The organism is Alkaliphilus crotonatoxidans (assembly GCF_054658015.1).
Map to the genome: position 1 here is coordinate 1,528,561 of NZ_BAAHXS010000004.1, position 16,160 is coordinate 1,544,720.

Sequence of the window (16,160 nt, forward strand, 5' to 3'; positions counted from 1 at the left end):
AGGGCCCCTTTCCTATTGAAAGGGGTTCTTATTAACGTTATGATTGAAAGAACAGACAGCCTAAAAATCATGCTGTTTTAAAATTTACTTTTTTGTGTATATATTAATAATATATCTATTAAGTAACAAAATTTGAGTAAACATAAATGCAGGGGGGAATTGAAAAATGAAACAAATAGGTGTTTTCATAGATATTGATGGTACCTTATATCGTAACTCTTTAATGATTGAACATTTTAAAAAGCTCCTAAAATATGAAATTATTGATCCTGCCCTCTGGCATAATATTGCAAAAAAGACCTATCATGACTGGGATAAAAGACAGGGAAATTTTGAGGATTATTTGCTGGAGGTGGCTGCCATTTACCTAGATACAATGAAGGGCTTAAATAGAAACGAGATGGAATTTATCGCTAACCAGGTGATCGATGTAAAGGGGGATCGTGTTTATCGTTATACCAGAGACCGTATTGAGTGGCATAAGGAACAGGGGCACTTGGTTTTCTTTATTTCTGGCAGTCCTGATTATCTGGTGAAAAAGATGGCTGAGAAATATGGTGCTACAGATTATCGGGCCACCATTTATTATGTCGATGAGAAGGAAAATTTCACCGGTGAAATCTCACAAATGTGGGATTCAATCAATAAGCATGCTGCTATAGATGAATTGATCGAAAAGTATCATATTGACCTAAGGGCTAGCTACGCCTATGGTGACACCAACGGGGATTATTCGATGCTGAAGCGGGTAGGAAACCCCATTGCAATTAACCCAGCCTACGAGCTTCTGGAAAACATTAAAAAGGATCCCGAGCTGAAGGATCGAACCACCGTCATTATTGAGAGAAAGGATGTTATTTATAAGCTCCCTGCCGACGTAGAGATTTTATAAGTCCTCTCAATAATAAAAAATCCATAGATAAAGCCCCAGGCTACCCTGGAGCTAAATTAGCTTAAAAGTAAAATCTATTTGAAAATGTAATCTACCTTACCAGCTGGTAGCTGTTATCCATAATTTCCAGCTTATCTACGATCCCTGAGGTGGCAAAAACCTGTTTATCCTTTGTAATCATAACACCCTCTATATTTTCCAATTCCTCAAGGAAAAGAAGTCCCTTTTCCAGCCCCATGACAAATACAGCGGTTGACAGGACGTCACCATCAATAGCCTTTTCAGAAATCACAGTCACGCTGGAAAGCTGATTGTCGGTAGGGTACCCGGTTTCAGGGTCTAAAATGTGGTGGTAATGAACATCGTCTTCAATAAAATAACGTTCGTAATCACCTGAACTGACAACTGATTGATTGACAACGGGAATCTTTGCCATAACGGTATTACTGCCAATTACCGGATTTTGAATACCAATTATCCAGGGGGTATCATCGGGCTTTGCTCCAATGGCGTAAATATCGCCTCCCAAATTAACAAATCCACTTTCGATTCCATTCTCTTTTAAGGTTTTTACAGCCTCGTCAACGGCATAGCCCTTGGCAATGCCGCCTAAATCCAGCATCATATTTTTATCCCTTAAAAAAACGTTGTTACCATCTATTTCTAGTTCATTGATATCGATATGCTTCAGCACCTCGGTAATTTCCTCCGGGGTAGGAACCTTCTGCCACTCCTTGCCGATTCCCCATAGATCGATTAAGGAGCCAAGGCCAATATTAAAGGTCCCCTGGGTAACATCTTCATAGTTGAGGGCTTCCTTGATGACAAAAAGAGTATCATCGTCCACCTCAACGGCCTCCTTGCCTGCCGATTGATTAATCTGTTGAATAAAGCTGCCTTCGATGGAGGTACTCATTTTATTTTCAACTTCGTTTATTCTTTCAAAGGCCTTTTCCATGGCGGCTTCACCCTTTTTGGTAGAGGAGGCAAATACCCGCATAGAACCAAAGGTTCCCAACACCAGGTCCTCCATATCCGCCTGCTCCAGTTTTGTTTCACCACAGCCGGCCAATAATGTAGTTATAAGGGAAACTGTAACAAATAAAATTAGATATTTTAGCTTTTTATTGATCATTAGATAACACTCCTCTTTTGAATTCCAGATTATTATATCAACTGTCATAAAAAAAGTAAAGAAAGGAAGAAAACCAGCACAATCATAAATATCATCAATTCTACAATATGTAATTAGGGTGTGTCTGAAAACCCACTCAAGGGCATCTTTCACCGCTTTTTTGTCCCACGCAGCGTTGCTTTTCCTTGACGTACTCCTGGTATGCCTTCAAAAAAGCGCCTTGCTTGGAACAAAAATTCAGTAAAATCTGCACCCTTCGGAGTATTCAGACACATCCTAATTTTTATTAAATAATAAATAATCTTAAAAAAATTAAAAAAAAAGAAGGATTTCTTAGTTTTTTGTTAAATAAATATTAAACGAGAAGTTGTTTATTGTAAATAACGACTCAAAATGCTACACATTTTAAAAAGGAGGAACGTTTAATGAAAAAAATGCTTGCTGTACTATTAGCCGTAGCAATGGTCTTACCAATGGTGTTGGCTGGATTCGTAAATGCTGCAGACGCGCCTGCCACTGCATTTGAAGGACCTGGTGTTAAGCCTGCTATCGTTTTTTTGGATGGGGTAAAACAAACATTAGAAACACGAACTCAATATAAGGGAGGTGTTACCTATCTTCCTGTAAGAGAGATTACTGAATTATTAGGACTACATATTCATTATGCAGAAGCTACCCGAAGTGTTTATATCTTAAATAGTGAAAACGCTTCCAATCTTCCAACTGCTGAAAAGGCAGAAACCATGAACATCTTTGTACAAAATGCAAAGATCGATACACCTGTAATTATCAACGAGGATAATAAGGCTCTTATTCCAGCTTCCAACTTTGCTGCTGCCCTGGGACTATACTATTATGAAGATGTTTTAAGCAATAGTGTATACTTCTTTAGCGAAGGCTCAGCATTAAAGGACGGAACATATACTGCTGTGGGATTAGACAGCAGAGGCTGGGTTCCACAGGTAGATGTTACAATTGCCGGTGGAAAAATTACTGCTGTTACCTACAATGAATACAATGTTGAAGATGGCAGAGGTAAGAAAACCGATGAAGAATACAATACAAACTGGAAGGCCAGATACCCTGAGGCTGATTTGGCCAGTGCCATCGATTCCCTTGAAAAAGATCTGCTTGCTGTACAAACACCAGTATTGGTTGATTCCGTAAGTGGTGCCACAGGTGCCAGCTCAAGCTTCAAGGCCTTAGTTAGGGAAGCCCTTGGTAAAGCCATGGCAGCCAAGGCCATAGAAGATGAAATTGTTGCCCTTGGCGGCGAAGTAGTAGATGCCTCCTACAGAGATGGTAAATATGTAATTATTGGACTAACTGCTTCAAACGGTTGGACTCCACAGGTAGACCTTGTGGTAGAAGATGGTAAAATTGTATCTGTTGTGTATAATTCCTACAACGAAGCAGGCGAAGGCAAGAGAGAAAATGGTGCTGGGTACTTGACCAACTGGACAAACAGATATCCTGATGTTGATCCAGTGGCAATTATTGCAGAAAGAGAAGCTCAATTAGTTAAAACACAAGATCCTAATATGGTTGACGTTGCCACAGGAGCAACCGGATGGGGAACTGACCTAAAGCTGCTGACTGCTGGAGCTTTAAATCAAGCAAAAAGAGCAGATATTGAAGTAACAGAAGATTCTACAATCTACGTATTCCATGGAGAGCCTACTGCTTCCAGTGCTTATTATGTACAGTTCCTAGCTCTGGCTGAAGGTGGTAAAATAGTAGATGCTGACTATGTAGAATATCAAACTGGTTCTCCCTTAGCTAAACCCCACAATCCATCATACTTGGAAAGATGGGCAGGCAGAACACCAGATGTACTACAGGGAAGAAATCAATTAGACATCAAACAGGGAATGATTGATAAGTTCCTGGAAAATAAAGCAATTGACGAAGTAGATACAAAAACTGGTGCCACAAACTGGGGTAAAGGAATCCTTCAATTGGCGCCTAAGGCAGTAGACGTAATAGAAAAATAAAAAATAGGCTTAAAATCAACCCTATGGAAATAAAAAGGTATTTCCATAGGGTATTTTTATTGTAGAGCAGCTTAAGACACTCTTTTAAATAGTTAATCGTATAATAAAGAGAGGAGGCGTTTAGGATGGTGTTAGCCAGTAGATATTTAAGATTATTAGACCCCTATATGGAAGGACCAGATGTCATACATGTACAGGAACGACTAACAGAGCTTGGTTTCTATGACCAGACAATAGACGGTATATATGATGAAGATGTCTTTGAGGCAGTCAGAACTTACCAGACAGAATTTGGCCTGAATCCTGACGGCATTGTGGGGCCCGACACATGGAATGCCATCGGGCTAAGCCCCAATCAGTATTATCCACCACCAGAGGAGGGGTATTCTATAGAAATTGACTTAATGCAAAAGACCTTAACCTTGAAACAATTCACAGAAATAATTAATACCTATCCTGTTGCAGTAGGAAAACCCTCTACACCCACCCCGGTGGGGGATTGGCAGATCATACAAAAAATCATGAATCCAGGGGGAGCCTTTGGTACCCGGTGGATGAGACTGAACATTCCCTGGGGTGGCTTTCAACAGGAACACATATCTTAAAAGGCCTATGCCTTTTTCTTAGCCATAAAATCAATAAAATCCTTATCAGCTCGTTTAATATGCTCCTTAAACCAGATATTCATAATTTTATTGATTTTAATAGCAAGACTAGATGACTCTCCGGCTGAAAGCAGTTCATTTTCTAGTTCTGTAACATGTTTTAGGAAATTTCGATGGGCTTCCCGATGATTTTGAGCATAATGATATTGATGCTGAGCATGAAGTCTCTCTTCTTCTTCAAAGTGCTCCTGTATATATTTTTTCAAAAATGTCGTCTGCTCCCTCACTAAACTTTTGCCCTGGCCGGCCCTTAAAGCATCATAGATTTTAGATGCATGCTCAATTAGCTCCTGATGCTGCTTATCAATTGTTGTATTACCCAATGCCAAATCCGGTGTCCAATTAAACATAGTATCAGCTCCTTAGCAATTATTTGTTACTATTCATATATTTCCAGGAAGAGGTTGTTTAAACGGAAAATCTAACGATATTTTCTGAAAATTATATTAATTTCTACTGGCGTAAGGGAGCATTTATTTTAAAAATTACAATTCTGTCTTAATTGCCTAGGTCATTGCTCTTAAGGGTGATTCCCCTGGTGGCCAAGGGCTACAATTATTCAGGCTATATGTCCATCCCCATTGTGGTCACACCAATACTGTTTAAGGGAATTACTCGAATCCAGAGGAGACAGGGGTAAGGGCAATGACTTTAATCTAACTGTAAAAACAAATTATGGACAGCCCAATCTACAATTGGTGCTGTCCATTTTGATAGCTATTTATGCTCCAGGCAAGGCAGTTAATATTTCGGGGCCATTTTCTGTAATGACAATTGAATGCTCGTATTGAACTGAAAGGGACCCGTCGGCTGTTCGAGCCGTCCAACCATCGTTATCGATTGTGGTATAATATTTCCCAGCAGTAATAATTGGCTCTATAGCCAAGGTCATGCCTGCCTTTAGCTTGATTCCCTCCTTTGGATTATTGCCGTAGTGTAACACCTCTCGTGGTTCCTCCCATAACTCCTGGCCTACTCCGTGGCCGCAAAAATCACGAACTACATTGTAGCCCTCCGATTCAATAAAGCGTTGAATGGAAAAACCGATGGCCCCCAAATGGTTGCCCTTTATAGCCTGCTCAATTCCAATAAAGAGGGATTGCCTTCCAATCTCCATTAGCTTCCTTGCTTCCTTTGTAATCTCTCCTACACCATAGGTCCAGGCAGAATCCCCATGATAGCCTTGAAAATGGGCACCAATGTCAAGGGTTACGATATCGCCTCCCTGTAGGGGGAGATCAGTCGGAAACCCGTGGCAGACCACATCATTTATGGCTACACAAATAGAGGCCGGAAAACCATGGTGGCCTTTAAAGCTGGGAATTGCGCCACTTTTGACAATATGCCGTTCTACCATCTCATCCAGCTTTTTTGTTGTAATACCAGGCCTAATGGTTTCAGCCAACAAAGCATGGCATTCAGCGACGATTCGGCCTGCTTGACGCATAATTTCTATTTCTCGCTTTGATTTTAATATGATCATTTTTATCGCCTCAATTTTTTATTTTATTATATCATGTTTTTCTATTGTTTATGAACTATGATAAAATGGAACATAAGACTAATTTATATGTTCATATGAGGTGAAAATATGAAATATTCAAATAAAAATAACTCAAAGGGCCCATCTTCAAAGCATATATCGACCTCCTCGACTAATATTTCTGTCAAGAGCCTCATGGCTGACTGCAAAAACTGTTTTGGGCTATGCTGTATTGCACTCTATTTTTCTGCCTCAGAGGGTTTTCCGGTGGATAAAGCCCCGGGCCAGCCTTGTCAATATTTACAGGCCGATTTTCGATGCGGTGTCCATGAAGACCTCAAGAACCGTGGTTTTACGGGCTGTATAGGCTTTGACTGTATTGGAGCGGGCCAAAAGGTGGCCCAAGGAACCTATAGAGGAGTTAGCTGGGAAGATAATCGACATTCCTCACAAATGTTTCAGGTGTTTTTAATCATGCGGCAGCTCCATGAGTTATTGTGGTATTTAGCGGAGTCCTTAAGGCTGAAGCCAGCCCAATCTATTCATAACCTGATTCGTTCAATGTTCGGCAGGATAGAGGAACTAACCCACCGTAACGCCGATGATCTGATGAACCTTGATTTAGAACCATATCGGTCGGATGTTAATGAACTGCTCATTAGTGTCAGTCGGCTTGTACAGGCCGATGCACGCAGGGGCATGAAGGCCCAGAAAGCCTTCCCACGGGGAGCTGATTTAATTGGTGCCGATCTTAGAAAAAGAGACCTCGTCGGAGCCAGCTTTAGAGGTGCCTACTTGATTGCTGCCGATTTGAGGGGGAGTAATTTAACAGGGGCTAATTTTATCGGAGCTGATTTCAGAGATGCCGACCTAAGGGGGGCCGATCTTTTTAAAAGCATTTTCCTTATCCAATCTCAAATTAATGCAGCCAAGGGAGATGCCGCCACCAGAATACCTGAGTCACTGATTCGACCAGCGCATTGGAAATAGATTTTAAAATAGTAACAATATATTGTATTGCAATAAGCTTTGGCATCGTGATATTACGAAAGTTTCTGATTGACAATAAAATCAATTCATGATATTCTTCAAACATACCAAATGAATGTATGAAAAGGATGAAGATAAAATATGGCTAGAAATAAGTATCCGGAAGAGACGGTTAATCAAATTTTAGATGTTTCGTTAAAGCTCTTTTTAGAGAAGGGCTATGACCAGACCACTATTCAAGATATTGTAGATCATTTAGGGGGACTTACCAGGGGAGCCATCTATCATCATTTTAAATCTAAGGAAGAAATTATTGATGCAGTCACTGAAAGGATTTTTCAAGAAAATAATTGGTTCGGCACCGTTGAAGCGGAAACAGAACTAAATGGGCTACAGAAAATACAAAAAATACTTTCATTAGCATTAAGTGATAAAAATCAGCTCCAACTATTTCATTCTATGAGCTCCCTTACGAAAAATCCTAAATTTATAACCCAACATTTAACCGATACGATTACCTTTGTTGCTCCACTGGTAGAAAAGCTAGTGAAAGAAGGAATTGCCGACGGATCAATTCATACTAATCAACCTAAGGAAGCCGCTGAGGTGATTATGCTACTAATTAATGTCTGGTGTAATCCTATGATTTTTGAGGTGGACAAAGATCAATTAATGAATAAATTTCGTTTTTTAAAAGACCTGATGGAGCGTATTGGTGTTCCAATTATAGATAACGATATCTTAAAGAAATGTGATGGGTTTGCAAATTCCTTACTAAATAGTTTTTAAAAATAACCTGCTTAAGGCAGATTATTTTTTTAATATTATACATACATTCAGTCGGTATCATTAATGAAGGAGTGAACAGAATGAATCAATCAATAGCAGTAAGAACAAGCAATCTTGTTAAGGCAATTTCTGGAGTAGAGATCATTAAGGATTGCAGTATGACGATTGAAACTGGGACGATATACGGATTATTGGGTGCTAATGGTGCAGGGAAAACATCAATTTTTAAAATTCTGACAGGGCTATTTGAGCCAACAGCTGGTGAGGTAATGGTATTGGGAATGGATATGAGGAAGGATAAGATTAAAATTTTAAGAAATATTGGAAGTATAATTGAAATGCCAGTGTTTTATGAGCATCTGTCGGCAATAGAAAATCTGGAGTTGCATTTAGCTTATATGGGCGTAAAGGGGATGGATTTATCAGAGATATTGAAAATGGTGGGTCTTAACCATATAAATAAAAAGCCTGTCTCAGACTTCTCCCTTGGTATGCGCCAACGGCTGGGGATTGCCAGGACCTTAGTTCATAATCCAAAGCTTCTAGTATTAGATGAGCCTATAAATGGTCTTGACCCTATGGGGATTCGTCATATGCGGGATTTACTTCTTATACTGGCTAAGGAATATGGAAAAACAATTTTAATTTCCAGCCATATACTCAGTGAGGTTGAACATATTGCAGATAAAGTTGGTGTTATTGTAAACGGCGCCCTTCGTCAAGAGGTTTCCTTATCTGCTGTTAGAAAGCAGTATGCTGGTGGGCTGGAAAATTATTTTTTAAGTATGATGGAAGGGGGAAATATAAATGCTTAAGTTAATGTTATTAGAGTGGAAGAGAAACAGACTTCAAACCTATTTAATGGCCAGTGGAATTATCACTTTAGTTTTACTGGGATTCATCTACCTATTTGCTATAATGCCCAATATGACAATGTTAGAAAATGAACCTGATTTAAAAATATTAACTAGCTACGATACAATAGTCGCATTTGTTTCATCTTTGGCAATGGTATGCTTTGCAGTACTTTCTGCGGTAATGTATGGCCGTATGGTAATAACAGAATACACAGGCAATCGTGTCTATTTATTATTTTCCTATCCAATAGGAAGAAAAAAGCTCTTTTTTGCAAAATGTATTGTTGTGTTCCTATTTACAACGGTTGTCGCCTTAGTAAGCAGCCTATTGGTTTTTGGCATTTTTAGTGGAACTGAGTCAATCTTTTCAATTGTAGAGGATATGTTGACAAAGCAAATTATAATAAAAATGTTAAACATGACTGTTATTACGGCCCTAACATCGGGGGGATTGGGGTTGATTGCTATGGGAATTGGCTTTGCCAAAAAATCTTTACCTGCCACAATCCTTTCGGCAGTAATTTTATCTGCAATTTTAGGCAATATACTTAGTAATATACTAATGGAAGGTTCTGTGACAGTGAGCTTAGGGGCTATGGTGTTGGCCATAGTTGCAGGGGGATTAGCGGTCATTCTATCAACTAACAACGTTAATAGAATGGAGGTTTAGCTTGAATGGGCTAAAATATTTCTTATATAATTTATGATCTATATTGTTTTTCTATTATATTTTAAATGAGTAACTAAGACGCTCCATTGATATGGCATTTATACTGCTGGGTTTATAGGCTGCTTGGCTTGAAGAGTACTTAAAGCATATAAAGATAGAAAAGTAAGGGAAGGATAAAATGGTCTTGCTGGTAAAGATTAAACCGGGAGGGCCATTTTTATTGAAGCCATTCAATAGCTACATTAAAATCCATCCTTGTATTCCACATCAATAAAAGCCCCTTTATCTTCCCTTATATTGAGGGATTTTTTTATATATAAGACAATCCCATTGAAACATATATATAAGTCAAAAGGGGGCGAAGACATGGGAAAGGATGAATCATATTCGGTAGAGTCTGTTTTTAATCCGGCTGGGAAGGCTCTTGAGATTCTACTGGCAGAAATACTACAGGAAAAAATCAATCTTGATATTGTATTAAAGGATTGACTGCTCATTGATCATGATTCCAGGGAGGGAGGTTTTTGTGCAGAATCTAATCAATAACAGCGGCTTGACGGCAGGCTTTCGAGCCGCAATATATTGCAGGATTTCCAGGGAGGACAGTGGACTTGAACAGTCAGAATCTATCGTGAATCAAAGGGATTTCTTACAGCGTTACGTAAAGGAGCAGGGTTGGCAGCTTTATGATGTGTATATTGATGATGGCTTTACAGGAACAAGCTTTGACCGGCCGGGTTTTAAACGGCTATTGGCAGATATTGAGGCTAAAAGGGTAAATCTGGTTATCACCAAGGATCTTAGTCGGCTAGGGAGAGATTATATTACAACCGGGCATTATATCGAAAGATATTTTCCTGAAAAAAGGGTCAGATACATTGCTGTAAATGATAATATCGATACCTATATTGATTCGATGGGTAATGATATTACACCCTTTCGATCGGTAATTAATGATCTTTATGCCAGAGATATTTCGGTTAAGGTTCGGGCTGCCATGGACAGTAAACGTAAGGAAGGAAAATTTATCGGGGCCTTTCCTCCCTATGGATACCTTAAGGACCCCACAGATAAAAATAAACTGATCCTTGATGAGGAGACAGCGCCGGTGGTAGCACAGATTTTTCAGCTGTACGTCGAAGGCTGGGGTCTTTCTCAAATTGCCCGGTGGTTAAATGAAGAGGGGATTATTACCCCCCTGGAGCGTAAAGATAAGCTAAGGGGGCTTGGAGAAATAAAAAAATCATCCCCCTGGAATCATGCTACAGTAAAGATGATTTTGCAGAATCCAACCTATATGGGCAATCTTCGGCAGCGGGTCAATAAAAAGATTAATTATAAATCAAAGGGCTTAATTCGTGTTCCGGAGGAGGACTGGATTATTGCGGAGGGAACCCATACACCGATTATTGACCCGATCCTTTTTATGGAGGTTAAAAATAAGATCAATAAAAAGAAGAAACATTTCAAATATGGAAAAACAAAGAGGATTTTTTCAGGTATGGTCTACTGCGCCGACTGCGGAAGGTATATGACATTTCAGACCAGCGGCCCAGATCAGGTATACCTGATCTGTTCAACCTATAAGCGATATACGGCACGTTATTGCAGCAGGCATTCCATTAATGAGGAAACCCTTAAGAATCTGGTGCTGGGAGACCTTAAACAGATAACAGCATTTTTGGATGCCAGCAGGTTGAGGCAATATGTTAAAATTCCCAATGATGGGGCCCAGAGGCCCCTACTGAAGCTGCAAAAAAGAATCAGGCTGCTAAATAGTAGGGTGACTGAAATAGATCGTGCCATTAAAACCCTATACACCGATCGGGTGAATCAGCTAATTACTGCCCAGCAGTTTTCTGAATTGACCCAAGGGTTTATCAATGAAAAGAATGATTTGTTATTACTGGAAGAAAAGCTTAATATCCAGTTGCTTGAGCTTGAGAGGCAAGGCCATGAAAAAATAGATATTCAGTCCATGGCTGAAGGGCTCCTTAACATGGAATCTATTGATGAGAGAATTTTAGAAAAACTGGTAGAAAAAATCGAGGTATTTGAAGATTGTAAAATTAAAATTTACTATCGTTTTAAATCTCCATTGGCCTAATTATACCATGTGCTTGTTGTAATATCCCCTGGGGTGGCTATGGTATCCATGGAACCAATAATCCTGAATCAATTGGTACAGCGGCCAGCAATGGATGTATTAGAATGTATAATGAGGATGTCAATGAATTGTACGACATTGTTCCCCTGGGTACCCGGGTAAAAATCACTGGTGAAGTTTTTACCGGAAGGATTCTAAGGGAGGGTGTTGAACCAGGCCCTGATATTTTTTCTGTTAAAACAACCCTAACCACCCTTGGCTATTATGATGGTGAAATTGATGGTATTTTTGATCCAGCTTTAACGGAGGCTGTTCGGGCCTTCCAGAGGGATTTTAACCTTGTTGCAGACGGCGTTGTCGGGGTCAATACCTACGATCAGCTGCAATTAGCATTAGATCAATATACTGATAATCGAGAGCCATAATTTTCTTAAAAAAAGAGTCCTCCTTTAAAGGAGGACTTTTTAAATGGAAGGGGAGCGGTTTTTTCCAAGGGCCCTTTTAAAAAAGCTGACGATCAACAAGGCTGCAGGAATAATCATTTGAAAAGGAACCGAATAAATTGGCCAGATATTCAGGGCCCAATGGAGCATTTCAGGAGCACTTTGGTATAACCAAATGGTAAGGCCTACTAAAATAACCGCAACGGGAATTACAAAGGGGCGATGATCTTTTGTTTTGCTTAACTGAGAAATACCAATGGTGGCCCCTAAAAAGCAGATGCAAATCTTTGCTCCCCCACTGGCAAAGAAGATTACCCCTATTAAGGTGTCAATATTAAGATAAGGAATATATTGGATGGACAGGTGAGGAGGAAATATACTCCGTTCTATCCCACCGGGGCCAATGACGGCAATATCTCTGATAATTCCCAGAAAAAGAAGGCTTCCCGACAATAAAAGGGAAAGCAGATAGGTGTTTTTTAACTTTTTTTGTTGCTTTACGTAGGGAAAGAGCATTAAGAAAACAACCGTTTCACCAAAGGGAAAGGCAATTACAGAAAAGGTAGCATTACCGATGGTGCTAAGGCCTCCCTGCATAAATGGTTTAAAGTTTGTCCAATCAAAATGGGGCATCAGTATGAAAAAAATAATTAATTGAAAAATGAAGATAGCAGGTACCACCAGCTCAGCGGTTCTGCAGGTAACCTCCAGGCCACTTCTAACGGAATAGCCCGTAACTAAAATATAGCAAAGTACAATGAACCATAAAGGGGTTTCGGGCAATGAAATGGTGAGTACATATTCCCCGAAGTTACGAAGAATTAAGGCAGCCAGGTGAATAAAATACCATATATATAGTATTGAGATTAAGCCCCCAAGCCATTTCCCTAAAAGATTGCGATTCATCTCAATTAAGGTGTGATTGGGATTTAAACTGTAAAGTAGGTAATATAGGCTAAACAATACCATTCCCCCTGCCCAGGCCAGAATATAGGCAATCCAGGCATCCTGCAGGGCATGACTTCCAGGAACAATGATCATGGTACTCCCCATAATAAAGCCCATTAGTAATATGGAAAATTGATAATTTGAAATACCTGCCTCTTTGTTCATTATTATTACCTCTCTATAAAAGACATGATAATACGCTCGAATATAACAGACGGAGAATCAATGGGTAATCGTTTTATGACAATATAGTTGATTCCCAGCCCAATGATTAAAAGGAATCCGTAAAGAAATTTCAGTGTTTTAGACTTATTTCCCTTTAGTAGTGGATAATCGATGGAAAGCAGAACAAGGCCTATGAGAAATAAATATACGATCGTCAAGAAAAACCCTCCTATTGATTTTTACTTGGCTTGAGCAACTGGCCGCTCCTTTCAACCTTGGTACTAACGTTGATTTCAACGGGTAATGTGGCGAAGACCTCATCCCACCGATCCTCAACTTCTTTCCAGATTTGAGGGTGATTTTTACGAACCAGTTCACCAAAACCGAAGATATCACTCTGATATTCAACCTGGGCTTTAGAAAAGGCCAATTGTATTTCATTTTTAATTAATTCGCTTTTCTTATCCTGCAGGTATTTTATCATCTCTTCTGTCGTAAGATCGGTATTGGTTTGCTGTTCTCCGATGTTACTATATTCCTCTACGGTAACGATCAGGGTAAGCTGGTTATTTTTAATTTTTACATCCATATGGGAATTCATTCTTAAAATTTCCATAGCAATCAGCTTATTTTGATCATCTGGAGCGGGAATAACCAAAATTCCACCGGAAAGCTCTCCAATCACCCAAAGATATCCACGGTTCTCCTGCCCGTTTAGAAAACCTACCAACATTCCATCCTTAAATACCCCCGACCCCTCTGCCTCTAAATCACGAACAATCTTAGGGGTTTCATTAAAGCGAGGACTAATAGACGGCAATACTAGATTGTGTCCCTTACTGTTGATTTCGGCGAAAAATTGTAATAAATTCATCTTTCGGCTCGTTCCCACATGAACATTGTTTTCAATAACTCCTACAAGATTCATGGCAGGAATAGCTTCAAAAATACTTCTCGTTTCCAGTACCGTTTTGGCACTTACATCCTTTGATAAGACCACCAGGGCTTGGCGTCTAAATTCGTGGTCCCTTGCGAAAAAATCAGCCATTTGATCAATACCTGATTTAGCCAGGGTTTCTCCGATAACAATTATCTGAATATGGCCTATATAAATTTTTCTGCTGGAAATATTAGTGAGCTTCCGCAGGATTTCAAATATCGTACTGCCCGTAGCATTAAAAGTAATCACGGCGTTTTCTTCAAGGCTTTCACTTTCAAGCATCCTGGGAACCAACACCTGAACCGTAACCTCCAGTAGATCGTCTTCTATCAAATCAATTCCCATGGCAATTGCCACACCCAGGTCGCTGGCCTCCCGACTATTCCAACAGCCTGTTAAAAATAAGCATAATATGATAATTAAAATGAGTCGCTTTTCCATAGGCTTGCTCCTTTTATTAAAATACCAATCATATTTATTTTCGATTTTCCGATTTCAATGAGGTATGGTCAAAAAACAGCGACCAAAGGGGAAATCGGATCAAGCTGTCCTTTAGCTCCTGTGAGGTGGGAGCTACAGGGTACAGGTATTCGATACCAAAGGATTTAATATTGTTCATGTGAATAAATATCCCCACGGCCGCCATGATAATGCCATAGAAACCTAAAATATTACCGGCAATCAATAGTACGATCCGTATAAAAAAGATGGTAAAATCCAGCTCAGGGGTGATAAAACCAGATATGGCGGTCAGGGCAATGACAATTACCATTAAGGGGCTGGCAATTCCTGCTTCTACCGTAGCCTGGCCAATTACAATGGCTCCTACGATGGTTACGGTTTGTCCGACGGGCTTTGGCATTCGTAACCCGGCTTCTTTTAAAAATTCAAAAATAAAAAGCATCATCAGGGCCTCAGTAAAGGATGAAATAGGAATTCCTTCCCTTGCTCCGGCTATGGTTAAAAATAACTTAAAGGGTATAATTTCATGATGGTAGGTTTGAAGAGCCACATAAATTCCCGGCAATGATGTCGAGACCAGGAATGCCATAATCCGAATCAGTCTTATGGTTGAGGCAAACAGGGTGCGGCGATAATAATCCTCACTTACCTGGAGGTTTTCCATAAAAATCCTTGGTACGGTTAAAACGAAAGGGGTGCCGTCACAGAGAATGGCAATTCTGCCTTCAAGGATTTTTCCCACCACCACATCAGGGCGTTCCGTAGAGCCGATGGTGGGGAAGGGGGAAAGGGGATGATCTTCAATAAATTGTTCGATATAGCCTGTTTCTAAAATTGAATCTATATTGATTTTATTGATTCGCTTTTTAAGCTCATTCAAAATATTATCATCCACAATTCCATTAATATAACAAAGGGCAATTTCTGTTTGAGAAATGGTTCCCAGGGTAATGTTTTCTATCTTTAGTCTTGGGTTTTTCAGCTTTCTCCTAATTAACGCTATATTTGTGAGAATATCTTCATTAAACCCCTCCCGAGGGCCCCTTATAGAGGCTTCCGTTTCAGGTTCAATAATTCCCCTGGTTTCCCAGCCTACTGCACCGGTGCAGATGGCTCCCTGATAGCCGTCTAAAAACAGTATACAACGGCCCGACATTATGCTTTCGATTACATTATTAAAGGAATAGGTAGGGGCACTATGGAGGGAGGTAATTACCTCTTCTGTCAGATAATCCAACAAATTTTTAGGGGCTGCTTTAAATTCATGGTTTAATATAGGTTTCAAAACATTTATTTCTACATTACGATAATCATTGAGACCGTTAATAAAGACCACTAAAATTTTCTGTGGTTCAGGCGTATGGATCGTAAGGTTTCGAATGATGACATCAGTAGACTCGCCGATTACTTCCCTGATTAAATCGGCTACCTCCTTTAAGCTGCGGGGGATTTTATCCTTTACATAAGTAGGAGCTGAATCTTGATTACCACTGCTGGAATGATATTTTAAATAATGAAATAAGCCCATTAGCTTTTTGATCATCAGTACACCCCCTGTTTTTGTTCATATGATAAGGTAATTTGGTCTCTTATGAAATAGATTAACCCAAATTATATATT

Annotated in this window: 18 protein-coding genes; 11 read left to right on the forward strand and 7 right to left on the reverse strand. The window is 39.7% G+C overall.

Annotated features, from left to right (window positions below; genetic code table 11):
- The first annotated feature begins 166 nt into the window (after positions 1-166).
- Positions 167-892, forward strand: coding sequence for an HAD family hydrolase (locus ACYQ1I_RS09865; protein ID WP_459764788.1), 726 nt, complete (start codon positions 167-169; stop codon positions 890-892).
- A 91-nt stretch (positions 893-983) separates the two neighbouring features.
- Here ACYQ1I_RS09865 and ACYQ1I_RS09870 read toward each other — a convergent pair whose 3' ends face one another.
- Entirely contained in the window at positions 984-2,027 is a 1,044-nt protein-coding gene (locus ACYQ1I_RS09870; protein WP_459764790.1) for an FAD:protein FMN transferase, read from the reverse strand.
- 425 nt (positions 2,028-2,452) lie between these two features.
- On the opposite strand from ACYQ1I_RS09870, the gene ACYQ1I_RS09875 reads away from it, so the two are divergent.
- Both ACYQ1I_RS09875 and ACYQ1I_RS09880 read left to right on the forward strand, forming a co-directional pair.
- Complete coding sequence (locus tag ACYQ1I_RS09875) at positions 2,453-4,021, forward strand: FMN-binding protein (protein ID WP_459764792.1); 1,569 nt, start codon at positions 2,453-2,455, stop codon at positions 4,019-4,021.
- Between the two features lie 125 nt (positions 4,022-4,146).
- Entirely contained in the window at positions 4,147-4,626 is a 480-nt protein-coding gene (locus ACYQ1I_RS09880; protein ID WP_459764794.1) for a L,D-transpeptidase family protein, read from the forward strand.
- 5 nt (positions 4,627-4,631) lie between these two features.
- On the opposite strand, the gene ACYQ1I_RS09885 is transcribed toward ACYQ1I_RS09880, so the two are convergent.
- Positions 4,632-5,036: a bacteriohemerythrin gene (locus ACYQ1I_RS09885; RefSeq protein ID WP_459764796.1), complete on the reverse strand. Its 405-nt coding sequence runs from the start codon at positions 5,034-5,036 to the stop codon at positions 4,632-4,634.
- Between the two features lie 152 nt (positions 5,037-5,188).
- Between ACYQ1I_RS09885 and ACYQ1I_RS09890 the strand changes: the two genes are divergently transcribed.
- A complete protein-coding gene (locus ACYQ1I_RS09890; RefSeq protein ID WP_459764798.1) occupies positions 5,189-5,326 on the forward strand; it encodes a hypothetical protein in 138 nt (45 codons plus the stop codon).
- A gap of 81 nt (positions 5,327-5,407) precedes the next feature.
- Here the strand turns inward: ACYQ1I_RS09890 and map are convergent, their stop codons facing one another.
- Positions 5,408-6,169, reverse strand: a complete 762-nt coding sequence (gene map / locus ACYQ1I_RS09895) for a type I methionyl aminopeptidase (protein WP_459764800.1) — start codon at positions 6,167-6,169, stop codon at positions 5,408-5,410.
- Between the two features lie 108 nt (positions 6,170-6,277).
- Here map and ACYQ1I_RS09900 point away from each other — a divergent pair, with 108 nt between their 5' ends.
- The 7 genes from ACYQ1I_RS09900 to ACYQ1I_RS09930 all read left to right on the forward strand — a co-directional run bounded on the left by ACYQ1I_RS09900 (position 6,278) and on the right by ACYQ1I_RS09930 (position 12,007).
- On the forward strand, positions 6,278-7,159 hold the full coding sequence (locus tag ACYQ1I_RS09900) for a pentapeptide repeat-containing protein (RefSeq protein WP_459764802.1): 882 nt from the start codon (positions 6,278-6,280) through the stop codon (positions 7,157-7,159).
- A gap of 141 nt (positions 7,160-7,300) precedes the next feature.
- The gene (locus ACYQ1I_RS09905; protein WP_459764804.1) at positions 7,301-7,948 is read left to right on the forward strand and encodes a TetR/AcrR family transcriptional regulator; all 648 of its coding nucleotides are present in this window, start codon (positions 7,301-7,303) and stop codon (positions 7,946-7,948) included.
- 80 nt (positions 7,949-8,028) lie between these two features.
- The gene (locus ACYQ1I_RS09910) at positions 8,029-8,763 is read left to right on the forward strand and encodes an ABC transporter ATP-binding protein (protein ID WP_459764806.1); all 735 of its coding nucleotides are present in this window, start codon (positions 8,029-8,031) and stop codon (positions 8,761-8,763) included.
- A complete protein-coding gene (locus ACYQ1I_RS09915; RefSeq protein WP_459764807.1) occupies positions 8,756-9,475 on the forward strand; it encodes an ABC transporter permease in 720 nt (239 codons plus the stop codon). Before ACYQ1I_RS09910 ends, ACYQ1I_RS09915 begins: the two co-directional genes overlap by 8 nt.
- 366 nt (positions 9,476-9,841) lie before the next feature.
- Positions 9,842-9,964: a hypothetical protein gene (locus ACYQ1I_RS09920; protein ID WP_459764809.1), complete on the forward strand. Its 123-nt coding sequence runs from the start codon at positions 9,842-9,844 to the stop codon at positions 9,962-9,964.
- A 37-nt stretch (positions 9,965-10,001) separates the two neighbouring features.
- A complete protein-coding gene (locus ACYQ1I_RS09925) occupies positions 10,002-11,582 on the forward strand; it encodes a recombinase family protein (RefSeq protein ID WP_459764811.1) in 1,581 nt (526 codons plus the stop codon).
- A 23-nt stretch (positions 11,583-11,605) separates the two neighbouring features.
- Positions 11,606-12,007 carry a L,D-transpeptidase family protein gene (locus ACYQ1I_RS09930; RefSeq protein ID WP_459765338.1) on the forward strand — a complete coding sequence of 134 codons (402 nt, stop codon included), beginning with the start codon at positions 11,606-11,608 and terminating at the stop codon, positions 12,005-12,007.
- 39 nt (positions 12,008-12,046) lie between these two features.
- On the opposite strand, the gene ACYQ1I_RS09935 is transcribed toward ACYQ1I_RS09930, so the two are convergent.
- From ACYQ1I_RS09935 to ACYQ1I_RS09950, 4 genes are read right to left on the reverse strand one after another with little or no spacing between them, the layout of a single operon-like run.
- The gene (locus ACYQ1I_RS09935; protein ID WP_459764813.1) at positions 12,047-13,138 is read right to left on the reverse strand and encodes a GerAB/ArcD/ProY family transporter; all 1,092 of its coding nucleotides are present in this window, start codon (positions 13,136-13,138) and stop codon (positions 12,047-12,049) included.
- Positions 13,139-13,143: 5 nt separating this feature from the next.
- Positions 13,144-13,356, reverse strand: coding sequence for a hypothetical protein (locus ACYQ1I_RS09940; RefSeq protein ID WP_459764815.1), 213 nt, complete (start codon positions 13,354-13,356; stop codon positions 13,144-13,146).
- An 11-nt stretch (positions 13,357-13,367) separates the two neighbouring features.
- On the reverse strand, positions 13,368-14,519 hold the full coding sequence (locus ACYQ1I_RS09945; protein ID WP_459764817.1) for a Ger(x)C family spore germination protein: 1,152 nt from the start codon (positions 14,517-14,519) through the stop codon (positions 13,368-13,370).
- 34 nt (positions 14,520-14,553) lie between these two features.
- The gene (locus ACYQ1I_RS09950; RefSeq protein WP_459764819.1) at positions 14,554-16,083 is read right to left on the reverse strand and encodes a spore germination protein; all 1,530 of its coding nucleotides are present in this window, start codon (positions 16,081-16,083) and stop codon (positions 14,554-14,556) included.
- Positions 16,084-16,160 lie beyond the last annotated feature (77 nt).